Source organism: Microcoleus sp. Pol7_A1, assembly GCF_036701085.1.
Classification (GTDB): Bacteria; Cyanobacteriota; Cyanobacteriia; order Cyanobacteriales; family Microcoleaceae; genus Microcoleus; species Microcoleus asticus.
The window spans coordinates 18,290-33,724 of sequence record NZ_JAUBQD010000051.1; the positions used below are offsets into that span (position 1 = coordinate 18,290).

Consider the following 15,435-nt stretch of genomic DNA (forward strand, 5'->3'; position numbering starts at 1 on the left):
AACTTTTTTGTTAGGTGTGAGTGGGTAAGGTGACGATAAATTCAGTTTCTGTTCCCATTATAGAGTTGACGTGAAGGGAACCGCTATGTTTTTCGACGACGATTTGACGCGCGATCGCCAATCCCAAACCAGTCCCTTTCCCGACTGCTTTTGTCGTAAATAAATGGTCAAATATTTTGGCTTTAATTTCTTCATTCATCCCCCGACCATTATCAGCAATACTAATTTTTACGCCGTTATCTACTAAGGAGGTTTGAATGGTAATGCGGTTGGGATTAGCCTCGATCTCTGCAAAGCTGCGATTTGTATTTGATTCTTCCAGTGCATCGATCGCATTGGCAAAAATGTTCATAAACACCTGGTTAAGCTGTCCGGGGAAGCATTCGATATCGGGAATATTGCCGTAGTCTTTCACTACAACGATTGCGGGTCGCCGCTCGTTGGCTTTCAATCGATATTTGAGAATTAAGATTGTGCTGTCGAGTCCAGAGTGGATGTTGAAGGGCGCTTTGTAGTCTTTGTCAGCTCTAGAAAACGTGCGGAGTGAAGTGCTGATACCTTTGATGCGATCGCAGCCCAATTGCATCGAGTCAATCATTTTGGGCAAATCTTCGATGATATAGTCTAAATCAATCTCGACCGCATGGTAGGCAATGTTGGCAGGAGATGCTTGGGTGCGATACAAAGCTAGATGTTCTGTTAAGTCTTGAACTGTGCGTTTGGCTTCATTCAAATTGCCAGTTAGGAAGCCGACGGGGTTATTAATTTCATGAGCAACGCCAGCAACTAAGTTTCCCAATGCCGACATTTTTTCGCTTTGAATCATTTGCAATTGGGTTTGCTGCAAGTTTTGTAAGGCTTGTTCTAGCTGTTGGGCATAGGTTTGCGATCGCTCATAAAGTCGGGCATTTTCTATAGAAATTGCCGCTTGAGCGCAGAGTAAATTGAGCAGTTCGATGCGATCGCTCGTGAACGCCCCCGTTACTAAATTATTTTCTAGATATAAAATGCCCCGCAACTTCCCTTGATGCAAAATCGGGCTGCACAAAATACTCTTCGGCTGCTGACGCATGATATACGGGTCATTTATTAAGGTCGGCTCGGCTGTCGCATCCAGCAGCACAACAGTCTGCCTGTTGTGCTTGACTTTGTAAATTAGTCTGTGGGGAATTTCCTGACTCTCTTCAACCAGAAGGCGCTGCAACACGACTGGCTCTGACCCCAGGGTAATTGACCCTTTAATGAGCAGGCGATCGTCTCGCAAGAGCATTAACACGCATTTATCAGCCCCCGCATTTTCGATGACGATCTCAAGCAACGATGAAAGTAGTTTGGACAGTTCGATTTCACCTGAAATAGCATGAGAAGCTTTGAGGATGGCACAGAGGTCGAGGGAATTGGAGACAGTGGAGGAGGAAGTGGTAGAGGTGACGGTTCCTACAGCAAAGACGGTTTCGTTGACCGAGAGGGCAGAGTTAGCTTGCCCGAGGATAGCAGCCAGCAGTTGCCCGTAGCGACGTTCTAGGTCTGCAACTTTGGCTTTGGCTCCCCAGCGAGCATAGCAGTAGTAGGCTTCAATCATGTAGGCTTGAGCTACTTTTTCTTTGCCCCAGTCGAGATAAAATTTGGCGGCTAGTTCATTGGCTAAAGCCTCTTCTTGGATGTAGCCATTGGCTTTAGCTCCAACGATCGCGCGATCGTACATATCGATCGCTTCTGCTCTGTTACCTAAAATGCTGCACCGTAGTGCTTCTACCAGAAAATACTTGTGTTGATAATTGATTGGTGCAGCACTGACATAGATGCCTACTTTTGCTTGGTTAGTTTCAACTTGAGAGAGAAGTTTTACTTGCTGCGAAGCATCGACCGTTGGATAAAGTGTGAGACGAGCTAATGAATCATAGTAATAATAAACTGGTGCAGAAGGCATTCCCATACCAGCTTTAAGATATTTTTCGCCTTCATCTGCATCCTGAATTGCAACAGCAATATCTCTAAACAAGAAGCTCAACATCAACTTACATAGATAAAATAGATGGAGGGCTACTTCATCATTTTCTTTACATAGTCTTGATACGTACTCCGCTTCATCGCTAGCATCACTACCAAGACAGCTTGGAGTTTCGCTAAACTCAGTAAGGTTTTTGATAGAATAACGCAGGATATGTGCCCAACTTAAAAAATGTTGACTTGTTGCAAACTTTGCTTGATAAATAGCAAGTTCTTCTAGTAATGTTTCTAGCCCCTCTGCACCACTTAAATAGGTGTACATTAACCTAAACGAAGTGGAAACAAGTGAGTGAACTGAATCTCCTGTTTCTAATCCAACTTTATAGGACTCCTTCAATAAATTAATCGCTTTTTGAATGCTTTCTCGATTCGATTGATTAAAGGCAGCAACCTTAAACTGAGTCATGCTCTGAACCGATCTGTCAGAAAATTTCTCCATGATTTTAAGTGCTAGCTGTCCAAATTGATACCCTTCTTCTAGCTTATTCAACACACTGCTGACAATAATCCCAAAATCTGCGTATCCCGGTGCAGAAAAAGGTGAATTACCGTATTTAAGCGATAAATTGACCTCTTCACAGGCAATAATTGGAAAAAGGTGAGGAGCCACCTGATGAACGGACGGAACCAGGCTAGTCATAATTCGTAAAGCAGCTAAAGCATTCTCATCTTGCATGACTGGGAAGTTTACTAACTCTTCGATCGCACAACTCGGTAAAGATGCCAGTGTATTTTCGACGTACTGTTGAATTTCTAAAGGGGTGACGGACTCAGGAAAACTTACCCCCAATTTCTGAAGGATTTCTCGACCAACCGTAATCGCCTGAAGCTGTTGATTTTGTACCTTATATGCTTGGAGTTTGACCTCATATACTTTCACCTGTCCGAGTAAGGTAGTAGTTTGTTGTAACACAACCTGAATCAGAGATTCCATCTGCTCAAAATCACAATTGAGCAATGCGACTTCTGCCGCTTCCTCGTACAAGCTTTGCCTCAGATTAGGATTAACATCCCAATCACTTGCCCTTAATAGCTGTATTCCCTGAGCGAGGTAATTCTGTGCTGCGCTATAGGCAGTTGATTCTTTGGCTTTGCGACCTGCCCTCAGATTTAATTGAGCATACTGCTCACACTGAGCGAGTGAGGAAAGAAGTGAAATGCCATAATTTAACTGATTGACAATCTCAAAAATCCGTTCATTTTGTTGCGCTTTGTCAGTATTTTGTAAAAGCAGTTGTCCAATGGCAAGATGAGTCAGTTGTTTCTGTTCCTCTGGAATCAACAAATAGGCAGCTTCTTGAACCCGATCGTGTAAAAACCGATAAGTCGGATTGGCTGAGGCTGGCAAAAATTCTTCACTATCCGATTGTGTAAAAAATTTATAGATTGTGGTAGTGGGAATTAATAAGCCTTCTTGTAATGCTTCCCATAAAATCATAGCTGTTGTTCCTACAGATTTCTCACTAACAATTATTAAAGTATTCAAATCAAACTCTGCTCCAATACAAGCCGCTAGTTTGAGAATATTTTGAGTCTCTGTCTGCAATTTCTGTAATTGCAATGCCATAAACTCTACTACATCATCAGTAATTGCTAAGGCTTTGACTTTGGCAATATCGCACTGCCAATGGCAAATGTCCCAATCAAAACTAATTAACTTATCATCATGTAAGACTTTGAGAAACTGGGTGGCAAAGAAAGGATTTCCTTGGGTTTTTTGATAAACTAATTTAGTCAAAAGCTCGGTCAGGGATAATTGGCAATTCAGCGTATCTGCTACCAAGCAATTCATCTCTGATTCCCTTAACGGTTGCAAGGTCATTGTATTGACTGTTGCTCCAGTTTTTACAATCTCATCTACAGTTAAAATAAATGGATGTACTGGTGAGACTTCATTATCGCGATAAGCTCCTAATACTAATAAATATTTCGTATCTTGTAGGAGTAATTTTAATAAATTCAGGGAGGCAGAATCTGCCCATTGCAAGTCATCCAAAAACATTACTAAGGGATGTTCTTGATGAGTGAAAACTTGCACAAACTTTTGAAATAGGAGGTTAAACCGATTTTGGGCAGCACTGCCTGATAGTTCTGTAGCTGGTGGCTGTTTGCCAATGATGTTTTCTAACTCAGGAATTACGTCAATTAAGACTTGTCTATTTTCTCCCACTGCTAATATAATTTGATTTTTCCAGGTTTGCAATTTGGCATCTGATTCAGATAGTAATTGCCCCATTAAGTCGCGGAAAGCTTGCACAAAGGCACTAAAGGGAATGTTGCGTTTAAATTGGTCATATTTGCCTTTGATAAAATAACCCCGTTGCCGGACAATGGGTTTATGTACTTCGTTAACTACGGCAGTTTTTCCAATTCCAGAAAATCCCGCCACTAGCATGATTTCGGTGTTACCTGTGCTGACTCTTTCAAAGGCAGCTAATAGTTGATTTACTTCGTTTTCTCTGCCATAGAGTTTTTCGGGGATGGTAAAGCGATCGCTTACATCTTTTTGAGCAATTTCAAAGTATTCAATTTGACCAATTTCTTGAAGTTGAGTTGAACATCTTTCTAAATCAAACTTCACTCCTAATGCACTCTGATAGCGGTGTTCGACATTTTTTGCCATTAATTTACTAACTATTTCTGATAGTATAGGCGGGATTTTTTGGTTTATTTCATGTACTAAGGGGGCGATTTTAGCAATATGACAATGCACCAACTCCATCGGCTCTTTTGATTGAAAAGGTAACTCTCCTGTGAGTAATTCGTAAAAAGTAACTCCTAATGAATAAAAATCTGTGCGATAGTCAATTTCCCGATTCATTCTGCCTGTTTGTTCTGGGGATATATAACTAAGCGTCCCTTCTAATACATTAGGATTGATCGGTGTTTGGGTTTCTCTTGGCAGCAAGGAGGCGATACTAAAGTCAATTAATTTAACTTCTTTAGTTGAGGGGTTAATTAAAATATTGCTGGGTTTAATGTCTTTGTGAATGATGCGATGGCGGTACAATATATCTAAGGCATTGCAGAGGGATCTCGCGACTTCTAAAAATTCTCTCAATGAGAATGCGTTTTTCCCTTTGACTGCCCATTCCTGAAGAGAAATCCCGCCAAAGTCTTCCATCACTAACGCACAGCCATTTTCATAGGGTTCCAGGCTGTAGGTTTGTACGATACTAGGTGAATTAAGGTTTTTGGCAATAGTATATTGATTGCGAAACTGCACGAGTTCGCTAAAGGTGGGATAGTCGTTCTTCAGGAGTTTGATGACGACAGGTAATTGGTCACAAGTACGGATAGCCCGATATACCAAGGTGCGACTTCCTGAATAAACTGTGGAGATAATTTGATAGTTGGGAATTTTAACCTTTGTAGGAGTGTCGCTATTTTTGTCAAAGTTATTCATGGCTATTGTTGTTTGATAATTGATGAGCGAGTGCTTGCTTAAATGAATCTGAAGAAGAGAGAGAATTAACTTTTTTGTTCGGTGTGAGTGGGTAAGGTGACGATCAATTCAGTTTCTGTTCCCATTATAGAGTTGACGTTCAGGGAACCCCTATGTTTTTCGACTACGATTTGACGAGCGATAGCCAATCCCAAACCCGTCCCTTTCCCCACTGCTTTTGTCGTAAATAAATGGTCAAATATTTTTTGTTTGACAGATTCATTCATCCCCTGACCATTATCAGCAATACTAATTTTTACCTGGCGATCTACTAAGGAGGTTTGAATGGTAATGCGGTTGGGATTAGCTTTGATTTCGGCAAAGCTGCGCTTTGTATTTGATTCTTCCAGTGCATCGATCGCATTGGCGAGAATGTTCATAAACACCTGGTTAAGCTGTCCGGGGAAGCATTCGATCTCGGGAATATTCCCGTAGTGTTTCACTACAACAATTGCGGGTCGCCGATCGTTAGCTTTCAATCGATACTTGAGAATTAAAATCGTGCTATCTATCCCCTCGTGGATATTAAAAGGAACTTTGTAGTCTTTGTCAGCCCTAGAAAAGGTACGGAGCGTCGTGCTGATATCTTTGATGCGATCGCATCCAACTTTCATGGAGTCAATCATTTTAGGCAAGTCTTCGATGATATAGTCTAAATCGATATCTTCGGCATGGTCTGCAAGCTCTGTTTCTGGGGCGCGAGATCGATAGAGATTGAGATGCTCCACTAAGTCTTGCACCGTTTGCTGGGTTTCATTCAAATTGCCCCAAATAAAGCCGACGGGGTTGTTGATTTCATGAGCAACACCTGCTACCAGATTTCCAAGTGATGCCATTTTTTCGCTTTGCACCATTTGCAGTTGGGTGTTCTGCAAATCTGCCAGAGTCTGTTCGAGTTCCTGTGATTTTTGAATCACCGCTGCTTCTGCTTGCTTGCGATCGGTAATATCAATCAGCATTCCATCCCAAACGATTTCTCCGTCTTCTCTACGTTCTGGCTGAGAAGCGGCTTTCACCCATTTCACATTCCCATTGGGAGTAATAATCCGCCACTCATGTTGAAATGGGGTGAGCGTTTGAGCGGACTCGATAACTGCCCGAAACGTCTGTGCTCGATCGTCGGGATGTTCAAAATCGCGTAGGCTGTATTTTCCTACCATCATATCCTCTGCCGCCACTTCATAGAGTGTTTGACATCCAGAACTGACGTAGGGCATTGAAGCAGAACCATCGCCTTGAATCCGAATCTGATAAATCAAGCCAGGCACGTTGTTGGCAAGTTTCTGAAAGCGGGCTTCACTAATCTTTAACTCTTCCAGAGACTGTTCTAGCTGTTGAGCATAGTTCTGCGATCGCTCATAAAGTCGGGCATTTTCTATAGAAATTGCCGCTTGAGCGCAAAGTAAATTGAGTAGTTCGACGCGATCGCTCGTGAACGCCCCCGTTACTAAATTATTTTCTAGATATAAAATGCCCATCAACTTCCCTTGATGCAAAATCGGGCTGCACAAGATACTCTTCGGCTGCTGACGCATGATATACGGGTCATTGGCTAAGGTTGGATCGACCGTCGCATTAACTAGCACAGTAGTCTGCCTGTAGTGCTTGACTTTGTAAATCAGCTTCAAAGGAATATCCTGACTCTCTTCAACCAGAAGGCGCTGCAACACGACCGGCTCTGACCCCAGGGTAATTGACCCTTTAATTAGCAGGCTATCGTCTCGCAACAGCATGAACACGCATTTATCGGCTCCAGCATTTTCGATGACGATCTCAAGCAACGATGAAAGTAGTTTTTCGAGTTCGATTTCGCTTGAGAGTGTTTGGGAAGCTTTGAGGATGGCACAGAGGTCGAGGGAATTGGAGACAGTGGAGGAGGAACTGGTGGAGGTGACGGTTCCTACAGCAAAGACGGTTTCGTTGACCGAGAGGGCAGAGTTAGCTTGCCCGAGGATAGGAGCCAGCAGTTGCCCGTAGCGGCGTTCTAGGTCTGCAACTTTGGCTTTTGCTCCCCAGCGAGCATAGCCGTAGTAGGCTTCAATCAGGTATTCCTGAGCGATGCGCTGTTTGTTCCATTCCAGATAGAATTTGGCGGCGAGTTCATTGGCTAAGGCTTCGTCTTGGAGGTATGCGTTTTCTTTGGCGAGGGCGATCGCTAGGTCATAGAATTCTGTGGCTGCTGTTTTTTGACTGAGAACGCGATTTTTTTCCGCTTCAACTAAATAAAATTTGTGCAGTTGATTCGCTGGTGCAGCATCAGCCCAGCGTTCGATCTTTTCCTGATTGGCAGTCACTCGTTGCAGAATGCTTTGTTGTTCTACCTGAGAAACTTGGGAATAGTTAGCCAGATGTGTCAGAGAATCATAAGTATGGAAGACAGGAATCAGGGACATCCCTGTAGCTCCACCTAAATAACTTTCAAGGGCGCTAGCAGCAGCGATCGCCTGTTCAATCTGACCAAATAGATAACATAGCACCAACTTGCTGACATAGAAATAGCAGGGAGCCGTTTGATTCCCCGATCGCGCAAACATCGGTAGATCTTCTGCTTCACTAAAACTATCCCCATTAAACTGCCACGCTTCTGTCGAATTCCCTAACAAATTCAAGATGGCTTGTTGAAAAATAGCTCCCTGCTTAGCCATTGTTTCTTGTTTAAGTTGAGCAAATTGAGCACAGAAAGCAGCACCCTCTCGACTCAAATCGCTCAATTCCTTGCCAGCAAACCAAGCGTGCATCAAATACAGGACTGCACAAATTCCACCCCATTCTAAATCCCCAGTTTCTAATCCGCTCTGATAGCCCTCTCGAAACAACGGTAAAGTGTTACCAAGAGGCTCTTTCCAATGGGAAATACAGCAGTTAACTTGTCCGTAGGTTTTGGCTTTTAGTTTTCTGGTATCGAGTTGTTCGAGCAACAAGAGTGCCAGTTGACCGAATTGATAGCCATACTCAATATCTCCCACTACCCCGCATAATATGACCCCAAAACCGCAATAGCCATTAGTAGAAAACGAACTATTGCCATATTGCAGCGATACATTCACTTGTTCGAGCAGAACCAAGGGCAACAGTGTGGGAGCCGCTACATAAGCAGATGCCGTCACACCTGCGAGAATTTCCATAATGGCTAACTGAGTGCGATCGGTCATCTCCGGCAGCGCGATCAAATCCAGTGGCTGTCTGCCACCCACAAGGGAAAAAGTTTCTTGCAGTGCCTTTCCAATATCCTCTCCGTTAGGTTCCTCTGGAAAACTAACTCCCAACTGCTTGAGAATTTGCAAAGCAATTTGTATAGCCTTTGAAGGTTGAGCTTGTGCTTGAGCAGCTTGAATTTCAACTTGATAAACATTAACCCGATCTAATATAGTTCTGGTGTGTTCCAAAACGATCGTTGTCAATTGGTTCATCTGCATAAAATTGCCGTTTAGATAAGCAGCTTCAGTGGCGGTTTCGTAAAGTGCTAAGGTCAGTTCATACTGCGTTGTCCATCGCTTTTCAGCCAACAAGTCGATGCCTGTAATAGCATACTCAAATGCGGCTGTGTATGCTGTTGCATCTCTGGCTTTCTGTCCTGCCTGGAGATTGAGTTGAGCGAGTTGCGTTTGCTCCGATGGCTCAATAATGAGGCTTTTCCCCATATTCAGTTGGTTGACAATTTCAAATAGTTTTTCCTCCTGTTCGGCGACTGAGGTATGACTGAGCAATAGTTGCCCAATTTTGAGGTGAGTTACCTGTTTTTGCTCGTCGGGAATTAAAGAATAGGCGGCTTGCTGGACGCGATCGTGCAAAAATCGATAGGTCGGATTAACTGTATCTTCTGCCTGGGACTGTTGTGCACCCTGAAAAAACTTGTAAATCTGGCTCGTGGGTAAAATCAAGCCTTCCTGCAAGGCTTTCCACAATGCTGTTGCGGCATCGGTTGGTGATCGTTCTGAAACGATCGCCAATGTTTCTAAATCGAATTTTGCTCCCACACAAGCAGCTAACTTCAGTATTTCTTGAGTGGCTTCTGGCAACTTTTGTAATTGCAGCGCCATGAACTCCACCACATCCGAAGTGAGCGAGAGCGATCGCACTGCTACCATATCGCACTGCCAGTGTCCGGCTTGCAAATCGTAGGCAATGTAGCCCTCCTGATGCAGGGCTTTGAGAAACTGCGTGGCAAAGAAAGGGTTGCCTTTGGTTTTTTGATAGATTAACTCTGTCAGCGGTTGCGCTAGAACTGTGGAACAACTGAGGGTATCGGCAACCAAACGATTGATGTGAGATTGACTTAACGCGGTGAGGGTAAGGGTGCTGATGGTTGCTGAGTCTTTCTTCATCTCTTCCAATGTCAGCATTAGTGGATGAGCGGGGAAGACTTCATTATCTCGGTATGCCCCGATCGTCAGCAGATAGCCCACCTCGCTTTGACTCAGCAATACTTGCATCAAGCTCAATGAGGCTGAATCTGCCCACTGCAAGTCATCGAGGAACATCACTAAAGGGTGTTCTGCTTTAGCGAATACGGCAATGAATTTCTGGAATAGCAAGTTGAAGCGGTTCTGGGCGGCACTACCTGAGAGTTCTGTAGCAGCAGGTTGTTTGCCTATAATCTGTTCGAGTTCGGGAATGACTTGAATTAGGACTTGCCCGTTCTCACCCAAAGCTGAGAGGATTTTGTCTTTCCAGTGCGCCACCTGAGTATCGCTTTCACTCAATAGTTGTCCCATCAAGTCCTGTAAGGTTTGCACAAAGGCACTCAACGGGATGTTGCGGTTGAACTGGTCGTATTTACCTTTGATGAAGTAGCCCCGTTGTCTGACAATTGGCTTGTGGACTTCATTCACCACTGCGGTTTTGCCAATTCCAGAAAAACCTGCCACTAGCATCATTTCTGTTGCGCCTATGCTGACTCTTTCAAAGGCTTGGAGCAGGGTTGCTGCGTCGGTTTCTCGTCCGTAGAGTTTGTCCGGGATGAGGAAGTGATCGCACAGATCCCGTCGCCCAATCTCAAAGCCCTCAATCTTACCAGTTTCTTGAAGTTGATGTAAACAATTTTCTAAATCAGCTTTCAGTCCCAAGGCACTTTGATATCTATCTTCCGCATTTTTCGCTATTAACTTTATGACAATATCACAGAAAACTTGCGGAATCTCTTTTCCGTTTTTCTTCCTTAAATCAGGTGGTTTTTTTGCAATATGACAATGTACTAACTCCATCGGGTCTTTTGATTCAAAAGGCAATTTTCCTGTCAGTAATTGGTAGAAAGTCACACCTAAAGAATAAAAATCAGTCCGGTAGTCAATCCCCCGATTCATTCGTCCTGTTTGTTCTGGAGAAATATAAGCAAGAGTTCCTTCTAATACATTGGGATTGATGAGCGCTTGGGTTTCTCGCGGTAACAAGGATGCAATACTAAAGTCAATTAATTTGATTTGTTTAGTTTCGGGATTAATTAAGATATTACTGGGCTTGATGTCTTTATGAATAATGCGATGACCGTATAATATATCTAAGGTATTGCAGAGGGCGATTGCAATTTCCAAAAACTCTCTCAAAGAGAGGAGTTTTTTCCTTTTTACCCCCCATTCGTGAAGAGAAATTCCCCCGAAATCTTCCATGACTAACCCATAGCCATTTTGATAGGGTGACAAGCTATAGGTTTGGACTATTAGCGGTGAGTTGAGATTTTTGGCAATAGTATATTGATTGCGAAACTGTACCAATTCGCTAAAGGTGGGATAGTCATTTTTCAGCAGTTTGATGACCACAGGTAATTTGTCATTGGTACGGATAGCCCGATATACCAAGGTTCGACTTCCTGAATAAACTATTTCGAGAATTTGATAGTTGGGAATTTGAATGCTTGTCGGAGGGTTACTGTTTTGGTCGGAGTGATTCATGTTCATAGTTGTTTGATATTTTATGAGTTAGTAATTGATTAAATGAGTTGAAATGCAGGAAAAATTAACTGTTGTGTTCGGCTTTAGTTGGTAAGGTAATGATAAACTCTGTTCCTTTTCCCAGTATAGAAGTACAGTTCAATTTTCCACCGTGAGTTTCTTCCACAATTTGACGCGCGATCGCTAATCCCAAACCAGTTCCTTGACCCACACTTTTAGTAGTAAATAAATTATCAAAAACTTTCTCCCGCACCGCTTCACTCATGCCAATACCATTGTCTTTAATCCTAATTACTACCTGTTGTCTATCGCTCGATAATTCTGTCTTGACGATAATTTGATTGGGATTGGCTTTTATCTCTGCATAAGTACGTCCAATATTTGATTCATTCACAGCATCGATTGCATTCCCCAAGATATTCATAAATACCTGATTTAATTGTCCGGCATAGCATTCGATTTTTGCAAAATCACCACAGTCATTAATAACTTGAATTTCTGGGCGGGAGTCATTGGCTTTGAGCCGATGCTTGAGGATCATAATTGTACTATCAATGCCCTCGTGAATATTACAGGCCACGGGGCGATCGGTATCAGCACGAGAAAATGTCCGCAAGCTGATGCTAATGTCTTTAATCCGGTTTACTCCTTCTTGCATCGAGCCAACTAACTTAGGTAAGTCTTCACGGATGTAGTCGAGGTCAATCGCTTCAATTTCCTCTTGAATTGCCGCACTGAAATTAGCAGATTCTTGCTGAACTAAATCCAGCAATCCAAACAAATCTTTGATGTAGTCTAAAGCGGGCTGAATATTGCCAGAAATAAAGCCAACTGGGTTATTAATTTCGTGGGCAACACCAGCCACCAAATTGCCCAGAGCTGACAATTTTTCGCGTTGAATGATTTGGAGCTGAGCTGCTTGTAATTCAGCAGTTTTTTGCGCCACTTGCTGTTCTAAATTTTGAGTCAATAGACGTAACTGTAAATGGGTTTTCACCCGGGCTAACACTTCTTGTTCTTGAAAGGGCTTGGTAACGTAGTCTACTGCACCAAGTTTAAGCCCTTTAACTTTGTTGTCTACATCAACCAGAGCGGTCATAAAGATAATCGGAATATCACAAGTTTTGGCATTAGCTTTAAGGCGTTGGCAGGTTTCAAATCCATCAATTCCCGGCATCATCACATCCAGTAAAATCAGATCGGGAGGTCGCCGCTCAACTTGTTGGAGGGCGCGTTCGCCACTGGTAGCGATCGCCACCTTATACCCCGCATTACTCAACGCTTCCGAGATGACATCCAAATTGGTGGGAGTATCATCAACAATTAAAATTAAGCCAGTTAAACCTGTCGTCATAGTTGCCATCCAAATTTTAACTATTATTAGTGAGATGTTGTTGAATTAATTCCTCGATTTTCTCAGTTTGGAATTGCTTAGCTAATTGTATTACTTGCTGAATAAAGGGCTGATAGCGCTCATCCTTTTGCCCAATTTTATCGGCGGTTTCTGCCAGTTCTCTGAGCAAGCCATCCTGTGCCAGTTCTAGTAAAATTTGCAAGTCCGCCGCCGATGGGGGAATTAGTTCTTTCGTGGATACTTCATTATTGCTTGTTGTTAACTCAGTTACATCATATTTCCAGATGAGTTGTAAATGTTTGGCAAGCAAAATCAACAACTCCTCTGCATCAACGGGTTTGACCAGAAAGTCATCTCCACCCATATCTAAGCTTTTCTGCTGGTCTATTTCTGCCACCGATGCCGAAGATACTATCACCCGTAAATGCTTGAGATCCTCCGAATTTCGTAACTTTTTGAGCATTTCAAAGCCCTCCATTACTGGCATCGCTAAGTCAGTTATAACTAAATCTGGCAGTTTTTCTAGAGCTTTTTCTAAGCCTTCTTGACCATTTTGTGCTTCAGTAAAGCTGAATCCTAGTGGTTCTAATAGATTGATTAATACCGATCGATTCTCCCAGCGATCGTCCACAACCAAAATATGTTTCGGCGCGCCTTCATAGCCAATAATAGTCCGTCCTTTACTAACAGAATTTTGTTTTGCCCAATTTTTGGCGATCGGCAGTGCCACCTCAAAGAAGAAGTTACTGCCGACTCCAAGCTGGCTGTCCACCTGAATTTCGCCACCCATTAATTGCACGATTTTTTGGCTGATAGCTAAACCTAAGCCAGTGCCTTCTAATTGCCGTTTCCGATCTCCTACTTGCTCAAATTCCCGGAAGAGTCGGCTTAATTGCCCCTCTGCAATCCCCACTCCTGTATCTTTGATTTGAAATTTGAGGCGGAGAATTTGGGTACTTACCTCTAGCACCTCTACCTTGAGAGTAACACTGCCTCGATCGGTGAACTTAATGGCATTGCCCAACAGGTTAATCAGGACTTGACGGAGGCGTTTCTCATCGGCTTCTATTCCTTCTGGCAGGTCTGAGTCGGATTGATAAATAAAGTCGAGATTTTTCTGATCGGAGCGGACTCGACAAATTTCAACTACTCCTTGCAGGAAGGAGGGCAAATGTATAGCACTGGGGGCAAGGTCAAGTTTCCGGGCTTCGATTTTGGAGATATCTAATATATCGTTGATCAAGGTTAGGAGATGGGAGCCGCACTGATACATAATTTGCACTCCGTGGCGTTCTTTATCTGGCAAAACTTTAGAGCGATTCAAAATTTGGGCATAGCCAATAATTCCATTTAGGGGGGTACGGAGTTCATGGCTCATGTTTGCCAGAAAATTACTTTTTGCCTGGTTAGCACTATCGGCTTGATCTTTGGCAATACTCAGTTCGGCGGTGCGTTCTTCGACACGGACTTCGAGTTCGGTAAAGGAGGTGCGTAGCTGTCCAGCCATTTGGTTAAAGGAGCTAGCTAGTGCTTCCAATTCACTGATACCTTTGACTTCCACAGTTTGATCTAGAGTACCAGAGGCGATCGCTTCACTTGCTTGCTGTAATTTTAGAATCGGTCGAGCAATCCAGCGCGAAGTAAATATACCCAAGATAGTTGCCACAACTAATGCCCCCAAACAAAGCAGGATAGTAGTGCGGGTGTTGGCATCAATTTGTGCCATGAAATCTGATTCTGGTACTACAATTACACTGAGCCAATCAATGCCTCGTTCATCTCGAATAGTGGAAACTTGCACCAATTGCCGCTGCTCCGCCAGCATAAACTCAAGTTGCTGACTCTGCTCAATATCATTGAAATTACCAAAGCGATCGAGGATTGCTTTGGCTGTGGCACTAATTACCGGACTTTCCGACTTGATAGCGGGAATTTGTTCCAACGTATTTTTTTTAGCATCAATAATGTAAGGGCTTTCAATCTTGGAACTGGCAATCAGGTTGCCCGATCGATCGATGATAAAGGTTTGTCCGGTCTGACCTACTTTTAGCGTGCTGAGGAAATGATGAATTTTCTGAATCCGAAGGATGCTATTTTGAACGCCTAAGAACACGCCATTTTTGTCATAGATGGGTTGGGTTAAAGCAATTGAAGCGAGTTTTACAGCGATGCCCAAATAAGGATTTGTCCAGATTGGTCTTCCAGCTTCCTGGGCATTTTTATACCAGGGGCGAGAGCGGGGGTCAAAATTTGCTTGAGTTTCTATCAGCAGAGCCCGTTCACCTTTTTCATCAAGTTGGTAGATTTTGCGCTGAGGTAGATCCGCTTTGTTCCCAACCAAAGCCATAATGCCTTTATTTTGTCTATCCTCTACTTGTATACTCGTACCGTCAGCCAGACTAACTTGCATGACTTCGACCGTATTTTTGCTGACTAACTGCCAAAAAGTCCGTTCCAGTTTGGTGACATCGGTTAAATCAATCTGCTCCTCTTGAGCAGCCGCGATGATAGTTTGTCCAGCAACATAAGGTTTTTCTAAGTAGTTGAGAACTTGGAGGTTAATGCGATTGCTCATCTCTTCACGCAACTGGGTGGAAACCTCATTGACGGCTATCTGTCCATTTCGCAGGGACAGATAGCCAATCAGTCCGACGGCGGCAAAGACTTGCAATACAAACGGAACTACTAGCACAAGTCTTAAAGGTATGGTTTTATGTGGATTCATGTTAGACCTAGAT

General features: G+C 43.3%; 4 protein-coding genes. All 4 read right to left on the minus strand.

The window, feature by feature from the left end; all coding sequences use genetic code 11:
• Positions 1–10 precede the first annotated feature (10 nt).
• Complete coding sequence (locus QUA20_RS23725) at positions 11–5,416, minus strand: AAA family ATPase (protein ID WP_333191662.1); 5,406 nt, start codon at positions 5,414–5,416, stop codon at positions 11–13.
• A gap of 65 nt (positions 5,417–5,481) precedes the next feature.
• The gene (locus QUA20_RS23730) at positions 5,482–11,349 is read right to left on the minus strand and encodes an AAA family ATPase (protein WP_333191664.1); all 5,868 of its coding nucleotides are present in this window, start codon (positions 11,347–11,349) and stop codon (positions 5,482–5,484) included.
• Between the two features lie 58 nt (positions 11,350–11,407).
• Positions 11,408–12,706, minus strand: coding sequence for a sensor histidine kinase (locus QUA20_RS23735; RefSeq protein ID WP_445304704.1), 1,299 nt, complete (start codon positions 12,704–12,706; stop codon positions 11,408–11,410).
• A gap of 7 nt (positions 12,707–12,713) precedes the next feature.
• Positions 12,714–15,422 (minus strand): ATP-binding protein, encoded by a 2,709-nt coding sequence (locus QUA20_RS23740; protein WP_333191668.1) that lies wholly within the window; start codon positions 15,420–15,422, stop codon positions 12,714–12,716.
• Positions 15,423–15,435: the final 13 nt, after the last annotated feature.

Excerpts from the sequence above, each read along its gene's own strand:
- QUA20_RS23725 (WP_333191662.1), bottom strand. The coding sequence starts at position 5,416 with ATGAATAACTTTGACAAAAATAGCGACACTCCTACAAAGGTTAAAATT.
- QUA20_RS23730 (WP_333191664.1), bottom strand. The coding sequence starts at position 11,349 with ATGAACATGAATCACTCCGACCAAAACAGTAACCCTCCGACAAGCATT.
- QUA20_RS23735 (WP_445304704.1), bottom strand. The coding sequence starts at position 12,706 with ATGGCAACTATGACGACAGGTTTAACTGGCTTAATTTTAATTGTTGAT.
- QUA20_RS23740 (WP_333191668.1), bottom strand. The coding sequence starts at position 15,422 with ATGAATCCACATAAAACCATACCTTTAAGACTTGTGCTAGTAGTTCCG.